At 66.5% G+C, this 23389-nt stretch carries 23 protein-coding genes and 1 pseudogene; 15 read left to right on the top strand and 9 right to left on the bottom strand.

Annotated elements, in window-relative coordinates; all coding sequences use genetic code 11:
• Positions 1-130: 130 nt before the first annotated feature.
• The 4 genes and pseudogenes from KEC55_RS09835 to KEC55_RS09820 all read left to right on the top strand — a co-directional run bounded on the left by KEC55_RS09835 (position 131) and on the right by KEC55_RS09820 (position 4302).
• A complete protein-coding gene (locus tag KEC55_RS09835; protein WP_006485939.1) occupies positions 131-487 on the top strand; it encodes a Rap1a/Tai family immunity protein in 357 nt (118 codons plus the stop codon).
• A gap of 89 nt (positions 488-576) precedes the next feature.
• Positions 577-1748, top strand: a pseudogene (locus tag KEC55_RS09830) (mechanosensitive ion channel family protein).
• 36 nt (positions 1749-1784) lie between these two features.
• On the top strand, positions 1785-2960 hold the full coding sequence (locus tag KEC55_RS09825; protein WP_282505274.1) for an AAA family ATPase: 1176 nt from the start codon (positions 1785-1787) through the stop codon (positions 2958-2960).
• A gap of 277 nt (positions 2961-3237) precedes the next feature.
• Positions 3238-4302 (top strand): glycosyltransferase family 4 protein, encoded by a 1065-nt coding sequence (locus KEC55_RS09820; RefSeq protein WP_175848316.1) that lies wholly within the window; start codon positions 3238-3240, stop codon positions 4300-4302.
• A gap of 95 nt (positions 4303-4397) precedes the next feature.
• Here the strand turns inward: KEC55_RS09820 and KEC55_RS09815 are convergent, their stop codons facing one another.
• The 3 genes from KEC55_RS09815 to KEC55_RS09805 form a co-directional block, all read right to left on the bottom strand.
• Positions 4398-4985, bottom strand: a complete 588-nt coding sequence (locus tag KEC55_RS09815) for a BPSL1445 family SYLF domain-containing lipoprotein (RefSeq protein ID WP_059233959.1) — start codon at positions 4983-4985, stop codon at positions 4398-4400.
• Between the two features lie 247 nt (positions 4986-5232).
• Complete coding sequence (locus KEC55_RS09810) at positions 5233-5682, bottom strand: hypothetical protein (protein WP_176047234.1); 450 nt, start codon at positions 5680-5682, stop codon at positions 5233-5235.
• A gap of 257 nt (positions 5683-5939) precedes the next feature.
• Positions 5940-6230 carry a PsiF family protein gene (locus KEC55_RS09805; RefSeq protein ID WP_176047233.1) on the bottom strand — a complete coding sequence of 97 codons (291 nt, stop codon included), beginning with the start codon at positions 6228-6230 and terminating at the stop codon, positions 5940-5942.
• A 270-nt stretch (positions 6231-6500) separates the two neighbouring features.
• Here KEC55_RS09805 and KEC55_RS09800 point away from each other — a divergent pair, with 270 nt between their 5' ends.
• Positions 6501-7523: an asparaginase gene (locus KEC55_RS09800; protein WP_282505269.1), complete on the top strand. Its 1023-nt coding sequence runs from the start codon at positions 6501-6503 to the stop codon at positions 7521-7523.
• Positions 7524-7613: 90 nt separating this feature from the next.
• On the opposite strand, the gene lysM is transcribed toward KEC55_RS09800, so the two are convergent.
• From lysM to gcl, 4 genes are all read right to left on the bottom strand, one after another.
• Positions 7614-8084 carry a peptidoglycan-binding protein LysM gene (gene lysM / locus KEC55_RS09795; RefSeq protein ID WP_059233962.1) on the bottom strand — a complete coding sequence of 157 codons (471 nt, stop codon included), beginning with the start codon at positions 8082-8084 and terminating at the stop codon, positions 7614-7616.
• 457 nt (positions 8085-8541) lie between these two features.
• Complete coding sequence (locus tag KEC55_RS09790) at positions 8542-9435, bottom strand: 2-hydroxy-3-oxopropionate reductase (protein ID WP_176047230.1); 894 nt, start codon at positions 9433-9435, stop codon at positions 8542-8544.
• A gap of 41 nt (positions 9436-9476) precedes the next feature.
• Complete coding sequence (hyi, locus tag KEC55_RS09785; RefSeq protein WP_011657073.1) at positions 9477-10286, bottom strand: hydroxypyruvate isomerase; 810 nt, start codon at positions 10284-10286, stop codon at positions 9477-9479.
• 43 nt (positions 10287-10329) lie between these two features.
• Positions 10330-12105 carry a glyoxylate carboligase gene (gcl, locus tag KEC55_RS09780; protein WP_282505268.1) on the bottom strand — a complete coding sequence of 592 codons (1776 nt, stop codon included), beginning with the start codon at positions 12103-12105 and terminating at the stop codon, positions 10330-10332.
• Between the two features lie 172 nt (positions 12106-12277).
• On the opposite strand from gcl, the gene KEC55_RS09775 reads away from it, so the two are divergent.
• The 10 genes from KEC55_RS09775 to KEC55_RS09730 all read left to right on the top strand — a co-directional run bounded on the left by KEC55_RS09775 (position 12278) and on the right by KEC55_RS09730 (position 19900).
• Positions 12278-13189: a LysR substrate-binding domain-containing protein gene (locus KEC55_RS09775; protein ID WP_282505267.1), complete on the top strand. Its 912-nt coding sequence runs from the start codon at positions 12278-12280 to the stop codon at positions 13187-13189.
• Between the two features lie 163 nt (positions 13190-13352).
• Positions 13353-13994 (top strand): RNA polymerase sigma factor, encoded by a 642-nt coding sequence (locus tag KEC55_RS09770; RefSeq protein WP_282505266.1) that lies wholly within the window; start codon positions 13353-13355, stop codon positions 13992-13994.
• Complete coding sequence (locus tag KEC55_RS09765; RefSeq protein WP_282505265.1) at positions 13984-14880, top strand: anti-sigma factor family protein; 897 nt, start codon at positions 13984-13986, stop codon at positions 14878-14880. The genes KEC55_RS09770 and KEC55_RS09765 overlap by 11 nt, the downstream gene beginning before the upstream one ends.
• A 241-nt stretch (positions 14881-15121) precedes the next feature.
• Positions 15122-15496, top strand: coding sequence for a 30S ribosomal protein S6 (gene rpsF, locus KEC55_RS09760; RefSeq protein WP_004193673.1), 375 nt, complete (start codon positions 15122-15124; stop codon positions 15494-15496).
• Between the two features lie 40 nt (positions 15497-15536).
• On the top strand, positions 15537-15836 hold the full coding sequence (gene priB / locus KEC55_RS09755; RefSeq protein WP_282505252.1) for a primosomal replication protein N: 300 nt from the start codon (positions 15537-15539) through the stop codon (positions 15834-15836).
• Positions 15837-15840: 4 nt separating this feature from the next.
• Positions 15841-16116, top strand: coding sequence for a 30S ribosomal protein S18 (gene rpsR / locus KEC55_RS09750; protein WP_011657068.1), 276 nt, complete (start codon positions 15841-15843; stop codon positions 16114-16116).
• 27 nt (positions 16117-16143) lie between these two features.
• Positions 16144-16596, top strand: a complete 453-nt coding sequence (gene rplI, locus KEC55_RS09745) for a 50S ribosomal protein L9 (protein WP_039366989.1) — start codon at positions 16144-16146, stop codon at positions 16594-16596.
• Between the two features lie 135 nt (positions 16597-16731).
• Positions 16732-18114, top strand: a complete 1383-nt coding sequence (locus tag KEC55_RS09740; protein WP_282505249.1) for a replicative DNA helicase — start codon at positions 16732-16734, stop codon at positions 18112-18114.
• 138 nt (positions 18115-18252) lie between these two features.
• Positions 18253-18879, top strand: coding sequence for a DUF47 domain-containing protein (locus KEC55_RS09735; protein WP_096503051.1), 627 nt, complete (start codon positions 18253-18255; stop codon positions 18877-18879).
• A 10-nt stretch (positions 18880-18889) separates the two neighbouring features.
• Positions 18890-19900, top strand: coding sequence for an inorganic phosphate transporter (locus KEC55_RS09730; protein ID WP_021156518.1), 1011 nt, complete (start codon positions 18890-18892; stop codon positions 19898-19900).
• Between the two features lie 151 nt (positions 19901-20051).
• Here the strand turns inward: KEC55_RS09730 and KEC55_RS09725 are convergent, their stop codons facing one another.
• Positions 20052-21146, bottom strand: coding sequence for a C40 family peptidase (locus tag KEC55_RS09725; protein WP_282505248.1), 1095 nt, complete (start codon positions 21144-21146; stop codon positions 20052-20054).
• A gap of 237 nt (positions 21147-21383) precedes the next feature.
• On the bottom strand, positions 21384-23186 hold the full coding sequence (locus tag KEC55_RS09720) for a PhoH family protein (RefSeq protein ID WP_282505247.1): 1803 nt from the start codon (positions 23184-23186) through the stop codon (positions 21384-21386).
• Between the last annotated feature and the right edge of the window lie 203 nt (positions 23187-23389).

Raw genomic sequence — 23389 nt, 5'->3', positions numbered from 1 at the left:
TTTTCGGTGCGACCGGCCAGGGCGGCGGGCGGTGCGCCCGCCCGGCCGGATTCCGGCCGGAGCAGGGTGTCCGGCGGCGCGCCGGCCAAGGCAGCAGGCGGTCTCGGGCCGCATTGACATAAGGAACACCATGTTGCGCGCAATGTTTTGTGCCGCGGCGTTTGCCGTACCGTTGTCGGCGGCGGCTTTCACGGGCGCGGATCTCGACCGGCTGTGCGCGAAGACGGACGTCAAGTCGCGGGCGTCGTGCGCGGCCTATATCGAAGGCGCCGCCGACGGCGTCTACAACACGATCGACGCGATCGGCGGCACCACGGGGCCGCGCGTCGGGCAGTATTTCTGCCTGCCGCCCGACATCCGGGCGCAGCAGATGACCGACGCGGTGCGCAAGTACATCGCGGAAAATCCGAAGCTCGCCGACTACAACGCGAGCACCGCGGTGTCGCTCGGTCTCGGCAAGGCGTTTCCGTGCAGGAGCGGCAACTGACCTGACGCCGTGTCCGGGCGCGTGCGCGGCCCGGACGTCGCCGACGCATCCAGGACGAGGCGCGTGCGCCTCATCACCCGAGGGCGCCGATGATTTCAATCGAGGAACTGCAGCGCATCGCCGATGCGCCGCTGCATTCGTGGCTCGGCACGCTGGCCGTGTCGGTCATCGTCATGTGGTCGTCACGATCGTGCACCGGCTCGGCGCACGCATCGTCAAGCGCGTCGCGCACCCGTATCCGCTGATGAGCGCGATCCTGCGCTACATCGACAAGCCGTCGCTCGTCGTGCTCGCGCTGCTGGCGCTCGAATTCCTGTGGGTCCAGGCGGACGACGGCATGTCGTTCGTGCGCGGCATGCGCACCGCGGCAGCGGTCGGTTCGATCGTGTCGCTCACATGGCTGCTGGTGCGGCTCGCGGCCGGCGTCGGCGACGCGATCATCCAGGCCCATCCGATCGATACGGCCGACAATCTCCAGGCGCGACGCATCCATACGCAGGCCAAGGTGCTCGTGCGGACCGTGATGGTGCTGATCGTGATCATCGGCACCGGCGCCGCGCTGATGACGTTCCCGAACGTGCGTCAGGTGGGTGCGAGCCTGCTGGCGTCGGCCGGCGTCGCTGGCCTGGTCGCCGGTATCGCCGCGCGGCCGGTGCTCGGCAACCTGATCGCCGGGCTGCAGATCGCGCTCACGCAGCCGATCCGGCTCGACGACGTGGTCGTGATCCAGGGCGAGTGGGGGCGCATCGAGGAAATCACCGGGTCGTTCGTGTCGGTGCGGCTGTGGGACCAGCGGCGCCTCGTCGTGCCGCTGCAGTGGATCATCGAGAATCCGTTCACGAACTGGACGCGCAGCAGCTCGGAAATCATCGGCACGGTCTACCTGTCGGTCGACTACCGCACGCCGCTCGCGCCGCTGCGCGAGGAGCTCGCGCGGCTCGTCCATGCGGCGCCCGAGTGGGACGGCCGCGTGCAGGTGCTGCAGGTGACCGACGCAACGGAGCGCGCGATGCAGTTGCGCGCGCTCGTCAGCGCGGCCGATTCGTCGTCGTGCTGGGATCTGCGCTGCCGCGTGCGCGAAGGGTTGATCGCCTACCTGCAGGACCGCTATCCGCAATGCTTGCCGCGCAGCCGGACGGAACTGTATCCGCACGAATCCGCGCCGGACGCACCGAACCCCGAACGGCCGCACGCGCGGGCGCCCGCCGCCAGCACGGCGGCCAATACCGCTGCCGATCCGCAGGCCGCCGAAGGCCGCTGAGTGCGGCCCGGTGCCTGTCTGCCATTCCTCTTTCCCATGACCGCGCTGAACACGCTCGCCATCGCCAATTACCGCTCGCTGCGCGAGCTGATCGTGCCGCTCGCGGCGCTCAACGTCGTCACGGGGCCGAACGGCAGCGGCAAGTCGAGCGTGTACCGCGCGCTGCGGCTGCTCGCCGATACCGCGCAGGGCCGCGTGATCCCGTCGCTCGCCCGCGAAGGCGGGTTGCCGTCGACGCTGTGGGCCGGCCCCGAGCGCTTCTCGCGCGCGATGCTGGCCGGCGATACGCCGGTCACGGGCACGGTGCGCAAGGGCCCCGTGAGCCTGAAGCTCGGCTTCGCGTGCGACGATTTCGGCTATTCGATCGATCTGGGCCTGCCGGTGCCGAGCCATTCGCAGTTCGGGCTCGATCCGGTGGTCAAGCGCGAATGCATCTGGGGCGGCGCGCTGCTGCGCCCGTCGACGCTGCTGGTCGACCGGCAGGGCGCGCAGATTCGCGCCCGCACCGCGTCGGGCGACTGGCAGACGATTCCGCAGCCGGTCGCGAGCTTCGACAGCATGATGACCGAGTTCGCCGATCCGACCGGTGCGCCCGAGATGATCGCGGTGCGCGAGCGCATCCGTTCGTGGCGCTTCTACGACCATTTCCGGACCGATGCGCAGGCGCCGGCGCGGCAGTCGCATATCGGCACCCATACACCGGTGCTCGCGGACGATGGCGCGGACCTGGCTGCCGCGCTGCAGACGATCCGCGAAATCGGCGACGGTGCGGCGCTCGATGCGGCGATCGACGACGCCTTTCCCGGCGCGTCGGTCGAGATCGACAACCCGGGCGGCCGCGGCCGCTTTGACGTGCTGATGCGCCAGCCCGGGCTGCTGCGGCCGCTGGCGGCGGCCGAGCTCTCCGACGGCACGCTGCGCTACCTGTTGCTCGCGGCTGCGCTGCTGACGCCGCGCCCGCCGGCGCTGATGGTGCTGAACGAACCGGAAACGAGCCTGCATCCCGATCTGCTGCCGGCGCTCGGCCGCCTGATCGCGCAGGCCGCGCAGCGTTCGCAGGTGCTCGTCGTGTCGCACGCGGCGCGGCTGATCGCGACGCTCGAGCGCGAGGCCGGCTGCGAATCGCTGGTGCTCGACAAGCAGCTCGGCGCGACCACGCTCGTCGATGCCGACACGCGCGACCTGCCGGCCTGGAAGTGGCCGTCGCGTTGACGGGCCGGGCGGCGCGTTCTCCGGCCCGTATCGTTAAAGGGGGCGGATCGATCCGTCCGCGCCCGGTTCGGAGCGGCTGACCCGCGAGCGGAATGTATCCTGCCTGTAACAACGCCCATAAAATGCAAGACGAGCGGTTCCGGGCATCGGGATCGCGAATAATGTCGGGATATCCGGCCGGCGCCAGGCCGGCCAGCGCTGCATGGGGAGGGCGAGCGCAATGGCGCAATCGCCCGCCGGCCGTGCCGCAAGGGACAGGACACAGGAGACGTGGACCATGAGAATTGCGCAGATCGCCCCGCTGACCGAATCCGTGCCGCCGAAGCTGTACGGCGGTACCGAGCGCGTCGTGTCCTACATCACCGAGGCGCTCGTCGAGCTCGGCCATGATGTGACGCTGTTCGCGAGCGGCGATTCGACGACGCGGGCGAAGCTCGAGCCTGTCTGGCCGCGCGCGCTGCGGCTCGACTCGTCGATCCGCGACCGCGTCGCGCCACACATGCTGCTGATGGAGACGGTTGCGCGCCGTGCGAAGGACTTCGACGTGCTTCATTTCCACATGGACTACTACTCGTTCTCGGTCTTCAACCGGCAGGAAACGCCGTACGTGACGACGCTGCACGGCCGGCTCGACCTGCCCGAGCAGCAGCCGGTGTTCGACACGTTCAATACGGCGCCGGTGATCTCGATTTCGAACTCGCAGCGCCAGCCGCTGCCGCAGGCGAAATGGCTGACGACCGTCTATCACGGGCTGCCCGACACGCTTTACATGCCGCAGCCCGTCGAGCCGCGCTATCTCGCATTCTTGGGCCGCATTTCGCCTGAAAAGCGCGTCGACACGGCGATCCGCATCGCGCGCCAGTGCGGGCTGCCGATCCGGATCGCCGCGAAGATCGACGCGGCCGACCAGGAGTACTTCGACCGCGAGATCAAGCCGCTCTTCGCGTTGCCGCATGTCGAATACATCGGCGAGATCGCCGATCACCAGAAGGCCGAATTCCTGTCGGGCGCGCATGCGCTGCTGTTTCCGATCGACTGGCCGGAGCCGTTCGGCCTCGTGATGATCGAGGCGATGTCGTGCGGCACGCCGGTGATCGCGTTCAATCGCGGCGCGGTGCCCGAAGTGGTGGACGAGGGCGTGTCGGGGTTCATCGTCGAGGATGAAATCAGTGCGGTCGCTGCCGTGAACCGGCTGCACCTGCTGCCGCGTGCGCGCGTGCGGCAGCGCTTCGAGGAGCGCTTCACGTCGCGCCGGATGGCGCAGCAGTACGTCGACGTCTACCAGTCGGTGATCCGCGCGCAGAAGCGCTCGCGCTTCAAGGTGATCGACTCGACGACCTGAGCGGCCGACGCAGCACGCGGACGGATAAAAAAACGGCGATGCCCGCAAGGACATCGCCGTTTTCGCATGGCCCGCGCGAGGCGCGTGCGTCAGCGTCAGATCTTGAGCTTCGTGACCTTCGTGCCGTTGATCGACACGTCGCCCATCAGGCCCGCGTTCGTCAGTACGACGACCTGGACCGGCGCGGTGGCCGTGGTCGTGTCGACCGCGCCGTTCGCGCCCATCTTCACGAGCGCGACCGATGCGCCGGCACCGGCTGCCCAGCCGTCCGAGCCGCGGAATTCGTCGAGCGCTTCCTGCGTCATGAACAGGAACACGATCGCCTTCGATTGCGCACCGGCCTGCAGGCCGACCGACAGCGACGACGTGTTGTAGTACCCGACCGTGCTGCCGCCGACGCGCAGCGCGCCGTTGCCGGACTGGCCGCCGACGATGAAGCCGGCCTGGATCACTTCGGGGAACACCAGCACGCCGCGCGATTTCGCGACGAGTTCGCGGGAACCCTTGACCGTGGAGTACATGCGCGACAGCGTGGCGTCGACGCTCGCGTCGATCGACTGGCGCTTCGACGCGTTGGTCGCGGCGTTGTCCGGCTTGTCCGGGGTGGTGGTGCAACCGGTGAGCGCGAGGCTACCGACGATGAGCGCAGCGGCGGCTTTCAGCACAAGATTCCGTTTTTGCATCGTTCTTCTCCATCGGATGATGTTCGGAGTGAGTCTCGCTCATGAGGCGGATCACGTCGGCAGTTATATCACAGCGGATTACAGCCCCTTTTCGTCGGCGCATGAAAAAGCGTCAAATCGCCTGGGGGTGTCGCGGCGCGCCAACGGACGAAGCGGCGCCGGCGCGTGCGGGGCGCCCCGCACGCGGTCGGCGCGCGCGGCGAACTCGACGGTCGATCGGGAGGGCGGCAGGCGCCTGCGGCGTACGTCAGTGCGTGACCGGCGGAACCGGCGGCTTGATCGGGGGGCGGCGCAGCGCACGGCGGATCAGCGCGATCACGACGCCGCACGCGAACAGGAACGCGGCCGGGACGACCCAGTAGCCGACGAACGCGTGCCACAGGTAGCCGGCGAGCGTATTGCGGCGCACCACGTATTCGTCGCGGGCCGCCTGCTGGCGTGGCGCGTTGGCGGCGAGCACGTCGACCGGGCAGCCGGCCGCGCGCGCCTCGTCAGGCTCCCCGTGGCACTTCGCGGCGGCGCCTGCGGCCTGCTGCGCGTCGGTGAGCTGCCAGGTGGTCAGCGCGAGCTGCAGGTCCGCCTTGTTGTAGGCCATTTCCTCGCGGATCTCGCGAACGGCGACGATCGCGACGGGCACGGCCCAGAACACGATCACGATCAGCCAGCGGCGGAACCAGCGGTGTTGTCTCCATGCCATCCAAGCCTCCGTTTGACGCGCGTGCGCGTCCGTCTCGAGGGCGGCCCGATGGCGCTTCTTGTACTTGGGTGGGCCGCGTTGCAGCCATCATAGAAGAAAACGCGGCGAATTGCCGCACCATGTGGCGGCGGGCAGGAAAAGCGGGGCGGGAAGGGGAAATCAGGCGGGAAGCGCGGGTGTCGATGCGCGTGCAACGAAAACGAAAATGCCGCGCCCGCCGAAGCGGTGCGCGGCATTCGATACGGGAGCGCCGGGACTCAGGCAGCCGGCTGATTGCTCAGGCAGCTCTTCATGAACGCCTTGCGGTCGTCGCCCTTCTTGCCGGTCGCCTGCGTGTTGCAGGCCTTCATCTTGTCCTGCTGCGACATCGCCTTCGCGGGCTTCGCCGACAGGCAGTCCTTCATGAACGCCTTGCGTTCGTCGCCCGACTTGCCGGCTGCCTGGGTGTTACAGGCCTTCATCTTGTCCTGCTGGCTGTTCGCCGCGAATGCGGGGGAAGCCAGCATGCCGCCGAGAAGCACTGCGGCTACGAGCGATTGGATTTTCATTTCGACACTCCCATGGGGTGAATTGCGTGTTATCGACGCCGTCACGAAGCACGCGGCGTGCGGATAGGGCCGCATCGCACCGTGCGCTCCGATTATGGCAAATCAATGTGAAAACACCAAAACGGCACTTCCTATAACGTTGCGGACGCCACGGCCGTTGACGGCGCGTGCGACCGGGCGATCGGGACAAACCATGACGCGCGGCCGCCGGCGTCGGCCGCAGCGCCGGAACGTGCCGGATCCCGGCCGCGAGCCATTACAATCGCGGCCATGAATACACCGAATCCCGCATCTCCTTCGTCCGCGGCGGCGCTGCCGCGCATCGCCGTGCTCGCTACCGGCGGCACGATCGCCGGTGCTGCTCCCGACGCGGCCAGCACGGCCGGCTACCAGGCCGGCGCGCTCGGCGTCAATTTCCTGGTCGACGCGGTGCCGGCGCTCGCGTCGGTCGCGCGCATCGACGCCGAACAGATCGCCAGTATCGACAGCAAGGATCTCGCGCTGCCGCTGTGGAACACGCTTGCCGCGCGGATCGACGCGCTGATGGCCGATCCGGCGGTCGACGGCATCGTGATCACGCACGGCACCGACACGCTCGAGGAAACCGCGTACGCGCTGCATCTGGTCGTGAAAGGCGACAAGCCGGTCGTGCTGACGGCCGCGATGCGGCCGGCGACCGCACTGTCGTCCGACGGCCCGCTGAACCTGCTGAACGCGGTGACGGTGGCCGGCCATCCGGCCGCGTGCGGGCAGGGCGTGCTGGTCGTGTTCAACAACCGGATCCACGGCGCGCGCGACGTCGTGAAGACGAGCACCTATGCGGTCGATGCCTTCCAGTCGCCGGAGCTCGGCGCACTCGGCTGGGTGCAGGACGGCCGTGTCGAATTCGCGCGCCGTGTCACGCGTTCGCGCGACACGCGGCTGGCGATCGCCGCGACCTGGCCGCCCGTCGAAGTCGTCACGAGCTATGCGGGCGTGACGCGCACGGCCGTCGACGCGCTGGTGGCTGCCGGCGTGCGCGGCCTCGTCGTCGCGGGCACCGGTAACGGGTCGATCCACGCGACGCTGCAGGCGGCACTGGCCGATGCGGTGAAGGCGGGCGTGGCAGTGGTCCGCGCGTCGCGCGTCGGGTCGGGGCATGTGATGCGCAACGGCGCCGCGAACGACGATGCGCTCGGTTTCGTCAGCGCGGGTTCGCTGAACCCGTTCAAGGCGCGCGTGCTGCTGATGCTCGCGCTCGCGAACGGCATTCACGATCGCGACGCGCTGCAACGCGCGTTCGATACGCTGTAACCGATACGCACCGATCGGGCGGCGCGCGTCGCCCATGAAAAAAGGCAGGCCATATGGCCTGCCTTTTTTGCGTCAGTCCGGCAGGAATGCTCAGGACTGCGGCGGAATCACGAGCTTCTGGCCCGGGTAGATCCGGTCCGGGCTCGACAGCATCGGCTTGTTGGCTTCGAAGATCACCGGGTACTTGTTCGCGTCGCCGTACACTTCCTTGGCGATCGCCGACAGCGTGTCGCCCGACTTCACGTCGTGATACTGCACTTCCGGATCGTCCGGCTGCAGATCGTCGTCGTTGACGCCCGCGACGCCCTGCACGTTGCCGGCCGCGACCTTGACCTTCGCTTTCGTGTCGAGGTCGGCGACGCTGCCCGACAGCGTCACGGTGCGCGATGCGCCATCGAACGCGACGGTCAGGTTCGACGTGTCGAGACCTTGCGTGCTGATGTAATTCTTGATCGCATCGGCCGCAGTCTGGTTCGCGGCATTCGGATCTTCCGCCGCTTGCGCGTCGGCATGACCCAGCAGTTTTTCACCCGCCTCTTTGATAAACGAAAGAAGACCCATCGCTGCACTCCCTAGGTGGTTGAAAAGAAAACGCGCCGTGAAGTGGCGAAAAAAACACCGCGCTGGGCGCGGTCACCGAAGGTGAACGCAAGCGCGGCGGTTTTCTCGAAAGGCGTGGCGAAAGTGTAGGCGTTCAGCGCGACGATTGCATGAAAAATCGCACGCTTGAACGTAAAGAAATGTAATACGCAAAATCCGACAGGCGGACACCCGACGACGACGTCTGACCGACCAAGGCTTCCCCGGCGCCGCCGGGTGCCGCTGCGGACCCCACCACGCCGCTCTCAGCCCAGAGCGGCGTTTTTCGCCCCGTCCCGCACGCCGTTGGCGATGCAGGGCGGGGCGCCCCACCGTGATGCGCGTGTTCGCGCATCGATGCGACCGGCCGTGGCCGGATCGCGCAAATCTGTCGCGCGCCTCCGCCATTGCAGCGGAAACGCGCGTTGCGACAGTCGCGTTACGCGGCCGGCGTCTGGCCGATCTCGAAGTTCGACATGATTTCGAGCGCGCGCACGAGTGCCGAGTGATCCCATGCCTTGCCGCCGTGCGATGCGCACACGCTGAACAGCTGCTGCGCGCTTGCCGTGTGCGGCAGGGCGAGGCCGAGCTTGCGTGCGCCGTCGAGCGCGAGGTTCAGGTCCTTCTGGTGCAGTTCGATGCGGAAGCCCGGATCGAACGTGCGCTTCGTCATCCGCGCGCCGTGCACTTCGAGGATGCGCGACGCGGCGAAGCCGCCCATCAGCGCCTGGCGAACGCGTTCCGGATCGGCGCCCGAGCGTGCGGCGAACAGCAGCGCTTCGCCGACGGCTTCGATGTTCAGCGCGACGATGATCTGGTTCGCGACCTTGCAGGTCTGGCCCGCACCGTTGTCGCCGACGAGCGTGATGTTCTTGCCCATCTTCTCGAACAGCGGCTTCGCGCGCTCGAAGGCCGCTTCCGGGCCGCCGACCATGATCGTCAGCGACGCTTCGCGTGCGCCGACTTCGCCACCGGACACCGGTGCGTCGAGGTAGTCGCAGCCGAGTGCGTTGATCTGCTTCGCGAACTCCTGCGTGTCGAGCGGCGAGATCGAGCTCATGTCGATCACGAGCTTGCCGGCCGTCAGGCCCTTCGCGACGCCGTCGTCGGCGAACAGCACGTTACGCACGTCGGGCGTGTCCGGCACCATCACGACGATGACGTCCGCGTTCTGCGCGACTTCGGTCGAGTTCGCGACGACCTTGGCGCTCGCGCGCAGGTCGTCCGGAATCGGGAACGCGCCGTTCACGACGAGCTGGTGGTCGCCCTTGAGCAGGTTGCGCGCCATGTGCGCGCCCATGATGCCGAGGCCGATGAAACCGATGGTTGCCATGTGAAAGTCTCCTATAGGGCTGAAAACGGGAAGGGCGCTACTCAGGCGGCGCGACGCGCCGAGCCCGGTGCGCAGCCGGCAACGCTTTGCAGCCAGCCGAGGCCTTCCGTCGTGGTGGTGCGGGGCTTGTATTCGCAGCCGACGTAGCCGGCGTAGCCCAGGCGGTCGAGCAGCGCGAACAGGAACGCGTAGTTGATCTCGCCCGTGCCCGGCTCGTTACGGCCCGGGTTGTCCGCGAGCTGGACGTGGCCGATCGATGCGAGGTTGCGTTCGATCGTCGCGGCCAGTTCGCCTTCCATGCGCTGCATGTGATAGATGTCGTACTGCAGGAACAGGTTGTCCGAACCGACCGCGCGGATCACGTCGAGCCCTTCCGACGAGCGGTTCAGCGCGAAGCCCGGGATGTCGAAGCTGTTGCACGGCTCGACGAGCAGGCGGATGCCTTCGCGCTTCAGCGCGTCGGCCGCGAAGCGCAGGTTGTCGACGATCGTGACGAACGTCTTGTCGCGCGCCGTGCTGGCCGACGGGATACCGACGAGGCAGTTCAGCTGCGGCACCTTCAGTGCCTTCGCGTACTCGATCGCGCGGCCGACACCTTCCTGGAATTCGCCGACGCGATCGGGCAGGCACGCGATGCCGCGCTCGCCCTGGTCCCAGTTGCCGGCCGGCAGGTTGTGCAGCACGAGGCGCAGGCGGTGCGTCTCGAGCCGCTCGGCGAGTTCCTCTTTCGCGTACGGGTACGGGAACAGGAACTCGACGGCGTCGAAGCCCGCGTCCGCGGCCGCCTTGAAGCGGTCGAGGAACGGCACTTCGTTGAACAGCATGGTCAGGTTTGCAGCAAACTTCGGCATGAGCTAAGCCTCTTCGGTCGGTCAGTCAAAAATGTCGTGCGGTTCAGTCGAGCATCGAGATCGCGGTCGGTGCGTGCTCGGCCTTTTCGGCGAGCTCCTCGAATTCGTTGATCGCGTCGATTTCGGTGCCCATCGAGATGTTCGTCACGCGCTCGAGGATCACTTCGACGACCACCGGCACGCTGAACTCTTCCGCGAGCGTTTGCGCCTGGCGCAGCGCCGGCTCGATCTCTTCCGGCTTGAACACGCGCAGCGCCTTGCAGCCGAGGCCTTCCGCGACGGCCACGTGGTCGACGCCATAACCGTTCAGTTCCGGCGCGTTCACGTTGTCGAACGCGAGCTGGACGCAGAAGTCCATGTCGAACGCGCGCTGGGCCTGGCGGATCAGCCCGAGGTACGAGTTGTTCACGACGACGTGCACATACGGCAGCTTGAATTGCGCACCGGCCGCCAGTTCTTCGATCATGAACTGGAAGTCGTAGTCGCCGGACAGCGCGACGATCGGGCGGCTCGGGTCGGCGGCACGCACGCCGAGCGCGGCGGGGATCGTCCAGCCGAGCGGGCCTGCCTGGCCGCAGTTGATCCAGTTGCGTGCCTTGAACACGTGCAGGAACTGCGCGGCAGCGATCTGCGACAGGCCGATCGTGCTGACGTAGCACGTATCGCGGCCGAACACCTTGTTCATCTCTTCGTACACGCGCTGCGGCTTGACCGGCACGTTGTCGAAGTGCGTCTTGCGCTGCAGCGTGCGCTTGCGTTCCTGGCATTCCGAGACCCATGCGCTGCGGTCCTTCAGCTTGCCGGCGGCCTTCCATTCCTGGGCGACCGCGACGAACAGTTCGAGTGCGGCCTTCGCGTCGGACACGATGCCGAGATCCGGGCCGAACACGCGGCCGATCTGCGTCGGTTCGATGTCGACGTGCACGAACTTGCGGCCCTTCGTGTAGACCTCGACGCTGCCGGTGTGGCGGTTCGCCCAGCGGTTGCCGATGCCGAGCACGAAGTCGGACGCGAGCATCGTGGCGTTGCCGTAGCGATGCGACGTCTGCAGGCCGACCATGCCGGCCATCAGCGGGTGATCGTCCGGAATCGCGCCCCACGACATCAGCGTCGGGATCACCGGCACGCCGATCGTTTCGGCGAACTGGACGAGCAGGTCTTCGGCCGCTGCGTTGAGCACGCCGCCGCCCGACACGATCAGCGGCTTGTCCGCGTCGTTGAGCATCGTGAGCGCCTTCTCGATCTGCGCGCGGCTTGCCGCGGGCTTGTAGACCGGCAGCGGCTCATACGTGTCGATGTCGAATTCGATTTCGGCGAGCTGCACGTCGATCGGCAGGTCGACCAGCACCGGGCCCGGACGGCCCGAGCGCATCAGGTGGAATGCCTGCTGGAACACGCGCGGCACGAGCGCCGGTTCGCGCACGGTGACGGCCCACTTCGTGACCGGCTTCGCGATCGACTCGATGTCGACGGCCTGGAAGTCTTCCTTGTACAGGCGTGCACGCGGCGCCTGGCCCGTGATCGCGAGGATGGGAATCGAATCGGCGGAAGCGGAGTAGAGACCGGTGATCATGTCGGTGCCGGCGGGGCCCGACGTGCCGATGCACACGCCGATGTTGCCCGGGGCCGCACGCGTGAAGCCTTCGGCCATGTGCGATGCGCCTTCGACGTGGCGCGCCAGCACGTGGCTGATGCCACCCGACTTGCGCATTGCGGAGTAGAACGGGTTGATCGCTGCGCCCGGCACGCCGAACGCGGTCTGGATGCCTTCTTTCTCGAGCACGAGCACTGCTGCGTCGACGGCTCTCATCTTGGCCATGAATGTCTCCTTGAATGTGGCGGATCTTGCGAATGGGTCTGTTGGGAACACTTTAGGGATGCAGGAAAGGTTTGATAAGATCAGCCCGAGTCGCTTATTTCGAAACTAAAAGTATGGAATGACGGCCGGACGGGGCTTCCCGCCGGGGCCGGAACAGAGACGGAGACAGGAGATGGATCGCTTCAAGCAGATCGAGACGTTCGTGCGGGTGGCCGATGCCGGCAGCCTCGCGGCGGCGGCGCTCGAGGAGGGCGTGTCGCCGGTGGTGCTCGGGCGGCGCATCGACGCGCTGGAGAAGCGCCTCGGCGTGAAGCTGATGTACCGCTCGACGCGGCGGCTGGTGGTCAGCGAGGAGGGCGCCGCGTTCCTCGAGCGCTGCCGCGGGCTGCTGTCCGAATGGGACCAGGCTGAGAACGAACTGGCCGCCGGGCGGCGCGCGGTCAGCGGCCACCTGATCGTATCGGCGCCCGCCGCGTTCGGGCGCAAGCACGTCGCGCCGCACGCGCCCGGCTTTCTGGTCGACAAGCCCGAGATGCAGCTGTCGTTCAACCTGACCGACCGCGTCGTCGATCTCGTGCGCGAAGGCTACGACCTGTCGATCCGGATCGGCGGCGCCGTCGATCCGAACTTCGTCGCGGTGAAGCTCGCGTCGAACCGGCGCGTCGTGTGCGGCACGCCCGAGTATTTCCGCAAGCATGGCCGGCCGAAGTCGCTCGACGACCTGCTGAAGCACAACTGCCTCGCGTTCAACCTGCAGGGCGGGCAGAACCGAGGCTGGTATTTCCAGCGCCACGGCAAGATCGCGACGATGCGCGTGGCCGGCAACCTCGACTGCAACGACGGCGAGCTGCTGCACCGCTGGGTGGCCGAGGGGCTCGGGCTCGGCTGGCGCTCGACGTGGGAAATCGCCGCGCAGCTCGAGACGGGCGCGCTGGAGACGGTGCTCGACGAGTACGCGCTGCCCGACTACGACATCCTCGCGGTCTACCCGCAGCAGCGCTACGTGCCGGCGCGCGTGCGCTATTTCATCGACTACCTGCGCGACGCATATGCGCGCCCCGGTTACTGGAGCACCACGCCATAACGGGAGGCGGGCGGCCCGGCGATTTTTTTACGCTTCGTGTGCCCGGCGCGGGAATAAACTCGACGCAGCAACGGTATGGTTATCGAGCGTGCACGTTGCCGGTCTGTCCGGGCACCGTGCGCGGAACGGGCGCGGCATCGGCCGCCGGGACCAGGGAGGTCATGTGGCGCAAGCCGGACAGGCGGTCGATGAACGGGTGGCAGACGACGCGGTCGCGCGCGGCGAGCGGTTTCGCGTGCTCGTGCTGCCGCATCTCGACGCCGCGTACAACCTCGCCCGCTGGCTGAGCGGCAACGCTGGCGATGCGGACGACGTCGTCCAGGACGCGTGCATGCGCGCGCTGCGCTTCGTCGATTCGTGTCGCGGCGACAATGCGCGGCCGTGGCTGCTGACGATCGTGCGCCACACCTGGTACACGGAGTGGCGGCGCCGCACGCATGCGCACGAAGTCGAGCTGCCCGATACGCTCGACGACACCGATGTGCCCGACGACTGGCAGCCGGCGACGGAGGATCCGCTGGCGCACTTGCTGCGCGGAGAGAACGTGCGGCTCGTGAATGCAGCGCTCGCGAAGCTGCCGCCCGAATACCGCGAGGTGCTCGTGCTGCGGGAGATGGAGGACCTGAGTTACCGCGAGATCGCGGCGATCGCGGACGTGCCGGTCGGCACGGTGATGTCGCGGCTCGCGCGCGGCCGGCGCAAGCTCGCCGCGCTGCTGGGCGGCGCGCCGGCACCGGCGCCCGAAGGCAGGCCGGGCCGTACGCCGGCCGGCGGAACCGCATCGGAGGCTATCGATGGACTGTAACGAAGCGCGAGCGTTGCTGGACGCGGACGTCGACCGCGAGCTGTCGGCGCCCGATGCGTTGCGGGTCCAGCAGCATGTCGAAGGGTGCGACGCGTGCCGCCGCGAACGCGCACGTATCGTCACGCTGGTGCAGGCCGTGCGGCAGGCCGATTATCACCGTGCGCCGGATGCGTTGCGGGCGAGCATTCTGGCGAGCCTGCCTGCCGCGGCCGACGCGCCTGCCCGCGAGCCGTCTCGGGCGGAGCCGCGACCTGAATCCCGATCGCAGCCGCAGCGCCGGCCGCGCGAGCGCAACTGGTGGTCGTGGCTGCCGGGGCTTGGCGGGTCGGCACGCCCGGCCACGGCCGGCACCGGGCCGCGCGTCGCGGCTTTGCCCGGGCTCGGCTGGGGCGTCGCGCTGCTGGTGGCGCTCGCGGCGGCGGGCGGGATGACGCTGTCCGCGCGCCACGCCGACACCGACCGCACGGTCGACGAACTCGTGTCGAGCCACGTGCGGGCCGACCTGTCGGCGCGCGACATCGACGTGATCTCGACCGACCGGCACACGGTCAAGCCGTGGTTCAACGGCCGGCTCGACTATGCGCCGCCGGTCGAGGATCTCGCGGCGAACGGCTTCGCGCTGGTCGGCGGCCGGCTCGACTACGTCGGGCGGCGTCGCGTCGCGGTGCTCGTCTACCGCTACCGGCAGCATGTGATCGACGTCTACGTGCGGCCGGCCGGGGAAGGGCCCGCGGCGCCGTACACGACCGTGTCGCAGGGCTACGCGCTCGACCGCTGGGACGCGGCCGGGATGACGTGGTGGGCCGTGACCGACGCCGAGCCGTCGGCGCTCACGGCGTTCCGCACGGCGCTCGACGCGCGACTTTCCGGCACGCGCAGCGAGTGACGGCGCGATGGCTGCTGCGCGCCGGTGCGCGCGTGGCTTGAGTTCAGACCCCGATAAAAAAGAGCCGAAGGGCGGCCGTGCGCACCGGCCGCCCGTTCAAGTCGTTGAAAACATGGCCGAATCCGCGCGCCGATCGTTGATTGGTCTTGCATGTGCCCCGTAATCGGGTTAGAATCTTCGGCTTCTCACTTGCCACACCGGTTCAGACGCCCGGGTGGCTTTAATCCACAAGGAGTGTGTAATGCGTCATTACGAAATCGTATTCATCGTGCACCCCGATCAGAGCGAGCAAGTGCCCGCGATGATCGAGCGCTACAAGTCCACGATCACGTCGCACGGCGGTCAGATCCACCGCGTCGAAGACTGGGGCCGTCGCCAACTGGCCTACATGATCGAGAAACTCGCGAAGGCTCACTACGTCTGCATGAACATCGAGTGCGACCAGACGACGCTCGACGAACTCGAACACGCGTTCAAGTTCAACGACGCCGTGCTGCGCCACCTCATCGTCAAGATGAAGAAGGCCGAAACCGGCCCGTCGCCGATGATGAAGGAAGTTCAGCGCGAAGAAGCCAAGAAGGCGGCTGCAGCTCAGCCGACCGAAGCGCAGGCTTAAGTTCGTCATTCATTAAGCCATCAAGGAGCGCGCCACTCTCGTGAACAGGTTGCAATTGACGGCGAGCGTCGTCGAACGCGCACCGGTGCGATATACGCCGGCAGGTGTTCCGATCGCTAGCGCCACATTGCAGCACCGCACGGAAGTCGTCGAAGCAGGCATCCGCCGTCAGGTCGAAATGACGATCGAGGCGGTGGCGGCCGGTGAGGCGAGCGGCAGGCTGGAAAGTCGTGAAATGGGCGTCGAAACGCTGTTCACGGGCTTCCTGGCCAAGAAAAGCCGCAACGCGAGAACCTTGGTGTTTCACATCACAGCATTGCAGGACATTGGAAAGGACTGAAATCATGCCCCGCCCGACTGGTAAGAAATTCGACAAGCGTCGTCAGCAACAAAACCCGCTCTTCAAGCGCAAGAAGTTCTGCCGTTTCACGGCTGCAGGCGTCGATCAGATCGACTACAAGGACACGGAAACGCTGAAGGACTTCATCGGCGAAAACGGCAAGATCACGCCGGCGCGTCTGACGGGTACGAAGGCGCACTATCAGCGTCAGCTCGACACGGCAATCAAGCGTGCGCGTTTCCTCGCGCTGCTGCCGTACACCGATCAGCACAAGGCGTAACTCGGCGACGCCATAAGGAGAATTCGAATGCAAATCATTCTGTTGGAAAAAGTCGCCAATCTGGGCAACCTCGGCGACATCGTCAAGGTCAAGGACGGTTACGCTCGCAACTTCCTGATCCCGAACCGCAAGGCTCGCCGTGCAACGAAGGAAGCGATCGCTGAATTCGAAGTGCGCCGCGCTGAACTCGAAAAGATCGCCGCTGAAAAGCTGGCAGCATCGCAGGCAGTCGGCGAGAAGCTGAACGGCCAGTCGTTCGAAATCACGCAGAAGTCGGGCGTTGACGGCCGTCTGTTCGGCTCGGTCACGAACGGCGACGTCGCGGAACTGCTGAAGAAGGCAGGTTTCGAAGTCGAGAAGCTGCAAGTTCGCATGCCGGAAGGCCCGCTGAAGATGATCGGCGAGCACAGCGTCCAGGTCGCGCTGCACACGGACGTCGTCGTCGACGTCACGATCAACGTGATCGGCGACCACGCGTAAGCGTATGCAAGCTTTCCGGGCGGCTTCCGCCGTCCGGACAAGGGCAGGCGCCCGGGCAACCGGGGCCTGCCTTTTTTATTGCCCGATCGCCTCGGCGGTAGCGCAGCTGCGATCTATTCGCGATAATCCCAACCCATGAACGCGCCGCAAGATCCCCAAATCGAATCGCTGAAAGTCCCGCCGCATTCGGTCGAAGCCGAACAGTCGGTGCTCGGCGGCCTGTTGCTCGACAACGCGGCCTGGGACCGGATTGCCGACTTCCTGTCGCAGGGCGATTTCTATCGCTACGACCACCGGATCATCTACGAGCACATCGGCCGGCTGATCGCGTCGACGCGCCCGGCCGACGTCGTGACCGTGTACGAAGCGATGGTCACGTCCGGCAAGGCCGAAGACGTCGGCGGGCTCGCGTACCTGAACGCACTCGCGCAGAACACGCCGAGCGCGGCGAACATCCGTCGTTATGCCGAAATCGTGCGCGACCGTGCGGTGCTGCGCCGGCTCGTGTCGGTCGCTGATGAAATCTCGGCCGACGCGTTCAATCCGCAGGGCAAGGAAGTGCGTCAGCTGCTCGACGAAGCCGAGTCGAAGGTGTTCTCGATCGCCGAAGAAGGCGCGCGCGGCAACCAGGGCTTCCTCGAGATCGGCCCGCTGCTCACGCAGGTGGTCGAGCGCATCGACACGCTGTACCACACCGCGAATCCGAGCGACGTCACGGGCACGCCGACGGGCTTCGTCGACCTCGACCGGATGACCTCCGGGATGCACGGTGGCGAACTGATCATCGTCGCAGGGCGCCCGTCGATGGGTAAGACGGCATTCTCGATGAACATCGGCGAATACGTCGCGGTCGAGTACGGGCTGCCGGTCGCGGTGTTCTCGATGGAAATGCCGGGTACCCAGCTCGTGATGCGTATGCTCGGCTCGATCGGCCGGCTCGACCAGCACCGGATGCGGACGGGCCGCCTGACGGACGAGGATTGGCCGAAGCTGACGCATGCGGTGCAGAAGATGAGCGAGGCGCAGCTCTTCATCGACGAGACGGGCGGCCTGAACCCGATGGAACTGCGCTCGCGCGCGCGGCGTCTGGCGCGCCAGTGCGGCAAGCTCGGCCTGATCATCGTCGACTACCTGCAGCTGATGTCGGGTTCGTCGCAGGGCGAGAACCGCGCGACCGAAATCTCGGAAATCTCGCGATCGCTGAAGAGCCTCGCGAAGGAACTCGATGTGCCGGTGATCGCGCTGTCGCAGCTGAACCGCGGTCTCGAACAGCGTCCGAACAAGCGTCCGGTGATGTCCGATTTGCGCGAATCGGGCGCAATCGAGCAGGATGCGGACGTGATCCTGTTCATTTACCGCGACGAAGTTTACAACCCGGACAGCCCCGACAAGGGCACGGCGGAAATCATCATCGGCAAGCAGCGTAACGGTCCGATCGGCCCCGTTCGGCTCACGTTCCTGGGGCAATACACGAAGTTCGATAACTTTGCAGGGGCGCAGACGTTCTACGGCGAGTAACGCCGATTGTAAAGCCCTAAATCGCCAAACGTTGTATCCAATCCCGGCGCGCGCATGTGCGCGCGTCGCGTCGCGACCGAAAACGGTACAATGTCGCCCGTTTTCGTGACAGTAGTTTGACAATCTCTCAGGAATCCCATGTTCGGTCGATTCATGCCCACCGAGGGCAAGTTCTTTGAACTCTTCAACGCGCACGCGAAGCACATCGTTTCCGGTGGCCGCGAGCTCGAACTGCTGATCGACAATCTCGCCGACGCCGAGATTCACAAGCAAAACGTGCAAACCGCCGAGAAGGCCGCCGACAAGCTCACGCACGAGGCGATCGATCTGCTGCACAAGACTTTCATCACGCCGCTCGATCGCGACGAGATCCACAAGCTGATCACGACGATGGATGACATCCTCGACCTGATGGAAGACGTCGCGACGGCCGTGTCGCTGTACGACGTGCGCGCCGTCACGTCCGAGGCGAGCCAGCTCGCGCACATCGTCACGCAGTCGGCCCAGCACGTACAGCAGGCGGTCGGGTTGCTGTCCGACATGAAGCAGTCGGCACAGATCCTCAAGCAGTGCGAGGAGATCGACCGCTGGGAGTCGGAGGCCGATCGCGTGCTGCGCGCGGCGATGTCGAAGCTGTTCCGCGAGGAAGACGACGTGAAGACGCTCATCAAGCTGAAGGCGATCTACGAGCTGCTCGAAGAGATCACCGACAAGTGCGAGGACGTCGCGAACATCATCGAAGGCATCGTGCTGGAAAACGCCTGAGCGGACCACGATGCATTCGATACAACTCGCCCTCTGGATGGTCGCGACGCTTGTGCTCGTCGCGCTCGTATTCGACTTCATGAACGGCTTTCACGACGCGGCGAACTCAATCGCCACCGTCGTGTCGACCGGGGTGCTGAAACCCCAGCAGGCCGTCGTGTTCGCGGCCGCTTTCAACGTGATCGCGTATTTCATCTTCCACCTCAAAGTCGCGCAGACCGTCGGCAAAGGCACGATCGACCCCGAGATCGTCGACCACTACGTCATATTCGGCGCACTGGTTGGTGCGATCGGCTGGAACGTGATCACCTGGTACTACGGGATTCCGTCGAGCTCGTCGCACGCGCTGATCGGCGGTCTCGTCGGCGCAGCGCTGGCGAAGTCGGGCTGGGGCTCGCTGAACATCGACGGGCTGCTGAAGACGGTTGCGTTCATCTTCATTTCGCCGCTGCTCGGCTTCATCCTCGGTTCGCTGTTCATGCTCGGCGTGTCGTGGCTGTACTTCCGTACCGCGCCCAGCAAGGTCGACCGGCGCTTCCGCCGGCTGCAGCTGCTGTCGGCCGGCCTGTACAGTCTCGGTCACGGCGGCAACGACGCACAGAAGACGATCGGCATCATCTGGATGCTGCTGATCGCGAGCGGCTACGCATCGGCCACCGCCGATGCGCCGCCGGCGTGGGTGATCGGCGCGTGCTACCTGTCGATGGGCCTCGGCACGCTGTTCGGCGGCTGGCGCATCGTGCGTACGATGGGCCAGAAGATCACGAAGCTCAAGCCGGTCGGTGGTTTCTGCGCGGAAAGCGGCGGGGCGATCACGCTGTTCATCGCGTCGTTCCTCGGCATTCCCGTGTCGACCACGCACACGATCACCGGCGCGATCGTCGGTGTCGGCGCGACGCAGAAGCTGTCGGCCGTACGCTGGGGCGTCGCAGGCAACATCGTGTGGGCGTGGGTGCTGACGCTGCCCGCAGCCGCGCTGTTCGCGGCCGGTGGATGGTGGCTCGGCCACCAGATCTTCTGATCGCCGATACAGCCGGATCGCCATGAAATGCGCCGCAAGCCGAAAGGCTGCGGCGCATTTTCTTTTGGGGCGGGGGAATTTCAGGCGGAGCAGGCGGGGCGCGGCGGCCGATGCCGCCAACGTTACTCACCGCCGCGGTTCGGGCAACCGGTCAGTAACTTCCGTTCGCAAATCGCGCGATCGGATCGTCTGCGGTGCTGGTGCGCGGGCTGACGGGCGCGGATTGCGTCGACGCACGCAATACCTGCACGGGGGCGGGCTCGATACTGCGCGCAGAGGCCGACGCCGTGGCGGGCGGCGGTTCGGCATCGAACGCGGCGGCCTGGGCGGCCGTCAGCGCGGTCGTCGGAATCTGCGTGCCGGATTCCGACGGGGCGGCGGGCGCCGCATTGGCCGTCATCGCGGTCATGCCGTCATTCATCGAGGATGCCTGTTGCTGCGCTGCCTGTGTGCGCGGCGGTGGCGGTTCGTACGGATCGGCGGCCGGGGCCGCAGGTGTAGCTGCGGCGGTTGTCGCGACCGGCGCGGCCGCGATGACCGGAGTGGGTGCAGGCGCTTGCGTCGTTTTCGCTTGCGACGATGCATAGACAGGCGGCCGCGGCGCAGCGGCAGTCGCGACCACCGCGGCCGGCGCAGCTGCCGGCAGGTTGCGCGGCTCGTCGCGCTTCGCCTCGTAGGTCGGCGCATCGAACGGCGTCGGTGCCGTGCGCGGCGGCGCGACGCGGCGAATGCCGTCGAAACGCTTGGCCCAGTACGGGTTCGTCAGGTAGTCGAGCCGCACGGTGCCGCCCGTCGACGGCGCATTGACGAAGCGCAGCTTGCCGACATAGATGCCGACGTGCGAATGCGGCCGCCCGGTCGTATTGAAGAAAATCAGGTCGCCCGGCGCGATCTCGTCGGGTTCGATCGACACGCCGCGGCCGCTCATGTCGGCGGTCGTGCGCGGCAGGTTGACGTCGGCCGCGCGGCCGATCACGTAGCGCACGAGCCCGCTGCAGTCGAAGCCGCTCGTCGGCGTGTTGCCGCCCCAGCGATACGGGACGCCGACGAGGCTCATCGCCTGGATCGAGATTTCTTCCTGGCCGACACTGTGATCGACGAATTTCGGGAAATTGGCCGGCGCAGGGAACGCGCGCGGTGTTGTGATCTTCATGCCCGACGCGGGACGCGATGCCGACTGCGGCGGCACGCTGGAGCAGGCCGCAAGCAGGGAAACGACGGCAACGGGAACCCAGATTCGAAGCATGGCGAGGCGGGCGAGCGCGGCGCGCTCGCGAATCGTATGACAACAGACAGACCCGATGGTAGACGTTCCGGCGGGGCTTAAGCAACCATTCTTGAGAATTTACTTGAAGTTTCGCGCGTAAACTGCGTTGTTGCGTGACGAAGCGTTACTTTTCTCTTCGACCCCAAATAAAAACGGCGCTCCGGAAACGGAGCGCCGTGTGGCGTCGACAGCCGGCCGATCGGCCGGCTTGCGGTGTTACAGGATGTCCGACGCGTAGTCGGCAAGCCGTGAACGTTCGCCGCGAGCGAGCGTCACGTGGCCGCTGTGGCCCCAGCCCTTGAAGCGATCGACGACGTAGGTCAGGCCCGAGCTGCCTTCGGTCAGGTAAGGCGTGTCGATCTGCGCGATGTTGCCGAGGCACACGATCTTCGTGCCGGGGCCCGCGCGCGTGACGAGCGTCTTCATCTGCTTCGGCGTCAGGTTCTGCGCCTCGTCGATGATCAGGTACTTGTCGACGAACGTGCGGCCGCGCATGAAGTTCATGCTCTTCACCTTCAGGCGCGAACGAATCAGCTCCTGCGTTGCAGCTCGGCCCCATTCGCCGGCAGCGTCGTCGGTCTTCTGCAGCACTTCGAGGTTGTCGTCGAATGCGCCCATCCACGGCTGCATCTTCTCTTCCTCGGTACCGGGCAGGAAACCGATGTCCTCGCCGACGGGCACGGTCGCGCGCGTCACGATGATCTCGTTGTAGCGCTTGTCGTCGAGCACCTGCGCGAGGCCGGCCGCGAGCGCGACGAGCGTCTTGCCGGTGCCGGCCTGGCCGAGCAGCGTGACGAAGTCGATCTCGGGGTTCATCAGCAGGTTCAGCGCGAAATTCTGCTCGCGGTTGCGCGCGGTGATGCCCCACACGTTGTTCTTGTGGTGGCTGTAGTCGCGCAGCGTCTGCAGCAGCGCCGTCTTGCCGTTCAGTTCGCGGACGATCGCATGGAACGTCGGCTCGCCGTTCTGCGGCTCGAGATAGACGAACTCGTTGACCAGCATCGACGCGACGAGCGGGCCGGTCACGCGGTAGTACGTGGTGCCCGTCTTCGTGTCCTGCCAGCTCTCCATGCCCTTGGCATGCTTGGTCCAGAAGTCCTGCGGCAGCTCGCGCACGCCGTTGTACAGGAGATCCGAATCCTCGAGCACCTGGTCGTTGAAGTAGTCTTCAGCGGGCAGGCCGAGCGCATGCGCCTTGATCCGCATGTTGATGTCTTTCGACACCAGCACGACCTGGCGGTCCGGCCGGTCGCGCTGCAGCGCGCGCACGACGCCGAGGATCTGGTTGTCGGCCTTGCCTTCGGGCAAGCCTTCGACGGGCGCGATGTCGGTGAGCTTCGTCTGGAAGTACAGGCGGCCGACCGCCTCGCGGCTGCCGAGGCGCGACAGCGGGATGCCGGCCGTGATCGGGCCCGCATCGGCGACCAGCGCGTCCAGCGTGCGGCTGACCTGGCGTGCGTTGCGCGCGACTTCGGACATCCCCTTCTTGTGGTTGTCGAGTTCCTCGAGCGTCATCATCGGCAGATAGACGTCGTGTTCCTCGAAGCGGAAGAGGCTGCTCGGGTCGTGCATCAGCACGTTGGTGTCGAGCACGAACAGTTTCTGCTGTTCGACTTCGGCGGGCTTGCGGCTGCGCGACTTCGTCGCGGCGCCGGTGTCGCGCGCGGGCGCCGCGGCCGGTTTGTCGGCAGCCGGCTTGTCGTTGCGCGCGACGACCGGCGCCGCGGGTTCGGCGGGCGCCTGCATCGGCTGCAACAGTGCGGCCGTCTGTTTGGTCTTGCGACCGCGTGCGGGTGCGCTCGCGGTTTCCTGCGCCGAAGACGCGACGGCGCGCAGCGGCGCGGCCGTGTTCGCGGCTTCGATCATCGGTTGGGCCACGCTCGCCGGACCGTAGTCACCGGCTGTGGATGCGTCCCCTTCGGCGGATTTCTTCGCGGCTTTCGCGGGCCGCGCTTTCGCCTTGTATTCGTCGGGCGGCAGCAGGCTGCCGAGCTTGCTGGGGGGGGTAGGCAAAGGCATGGTGTCCCTCGGGAGAATCGTGTCGCATGACGTGCGCCGCTGATCGCATCCTGCGTGACGTAGACGCAAGCAGTTTGCGCGCGGTGGCGCACAGGAATTTCGTCTAGCCGGTTCGCCTAAGTGTCGATCAGCTCCTCGATGCGGTTAGGGCCGGACCGGGAGGGCCGGCGCGCAATCCATAAAAAAAGCCGCTGCCCCGTCGA

This window comes from Burkholderia cepacia (genome assembly GCF_029962485.1).
In the GTDB taxonomy this organism is placed as follows: Bacteria; Pseudomonadota; Gammaproteobacteria; order Burkholderiales; family Burkholderiaceae; genus Burkholderia.
Note: the sequence above shows the minus strand (reverse complement) of the source record. Positions and strands in the feature narration are given on the sequence as shown.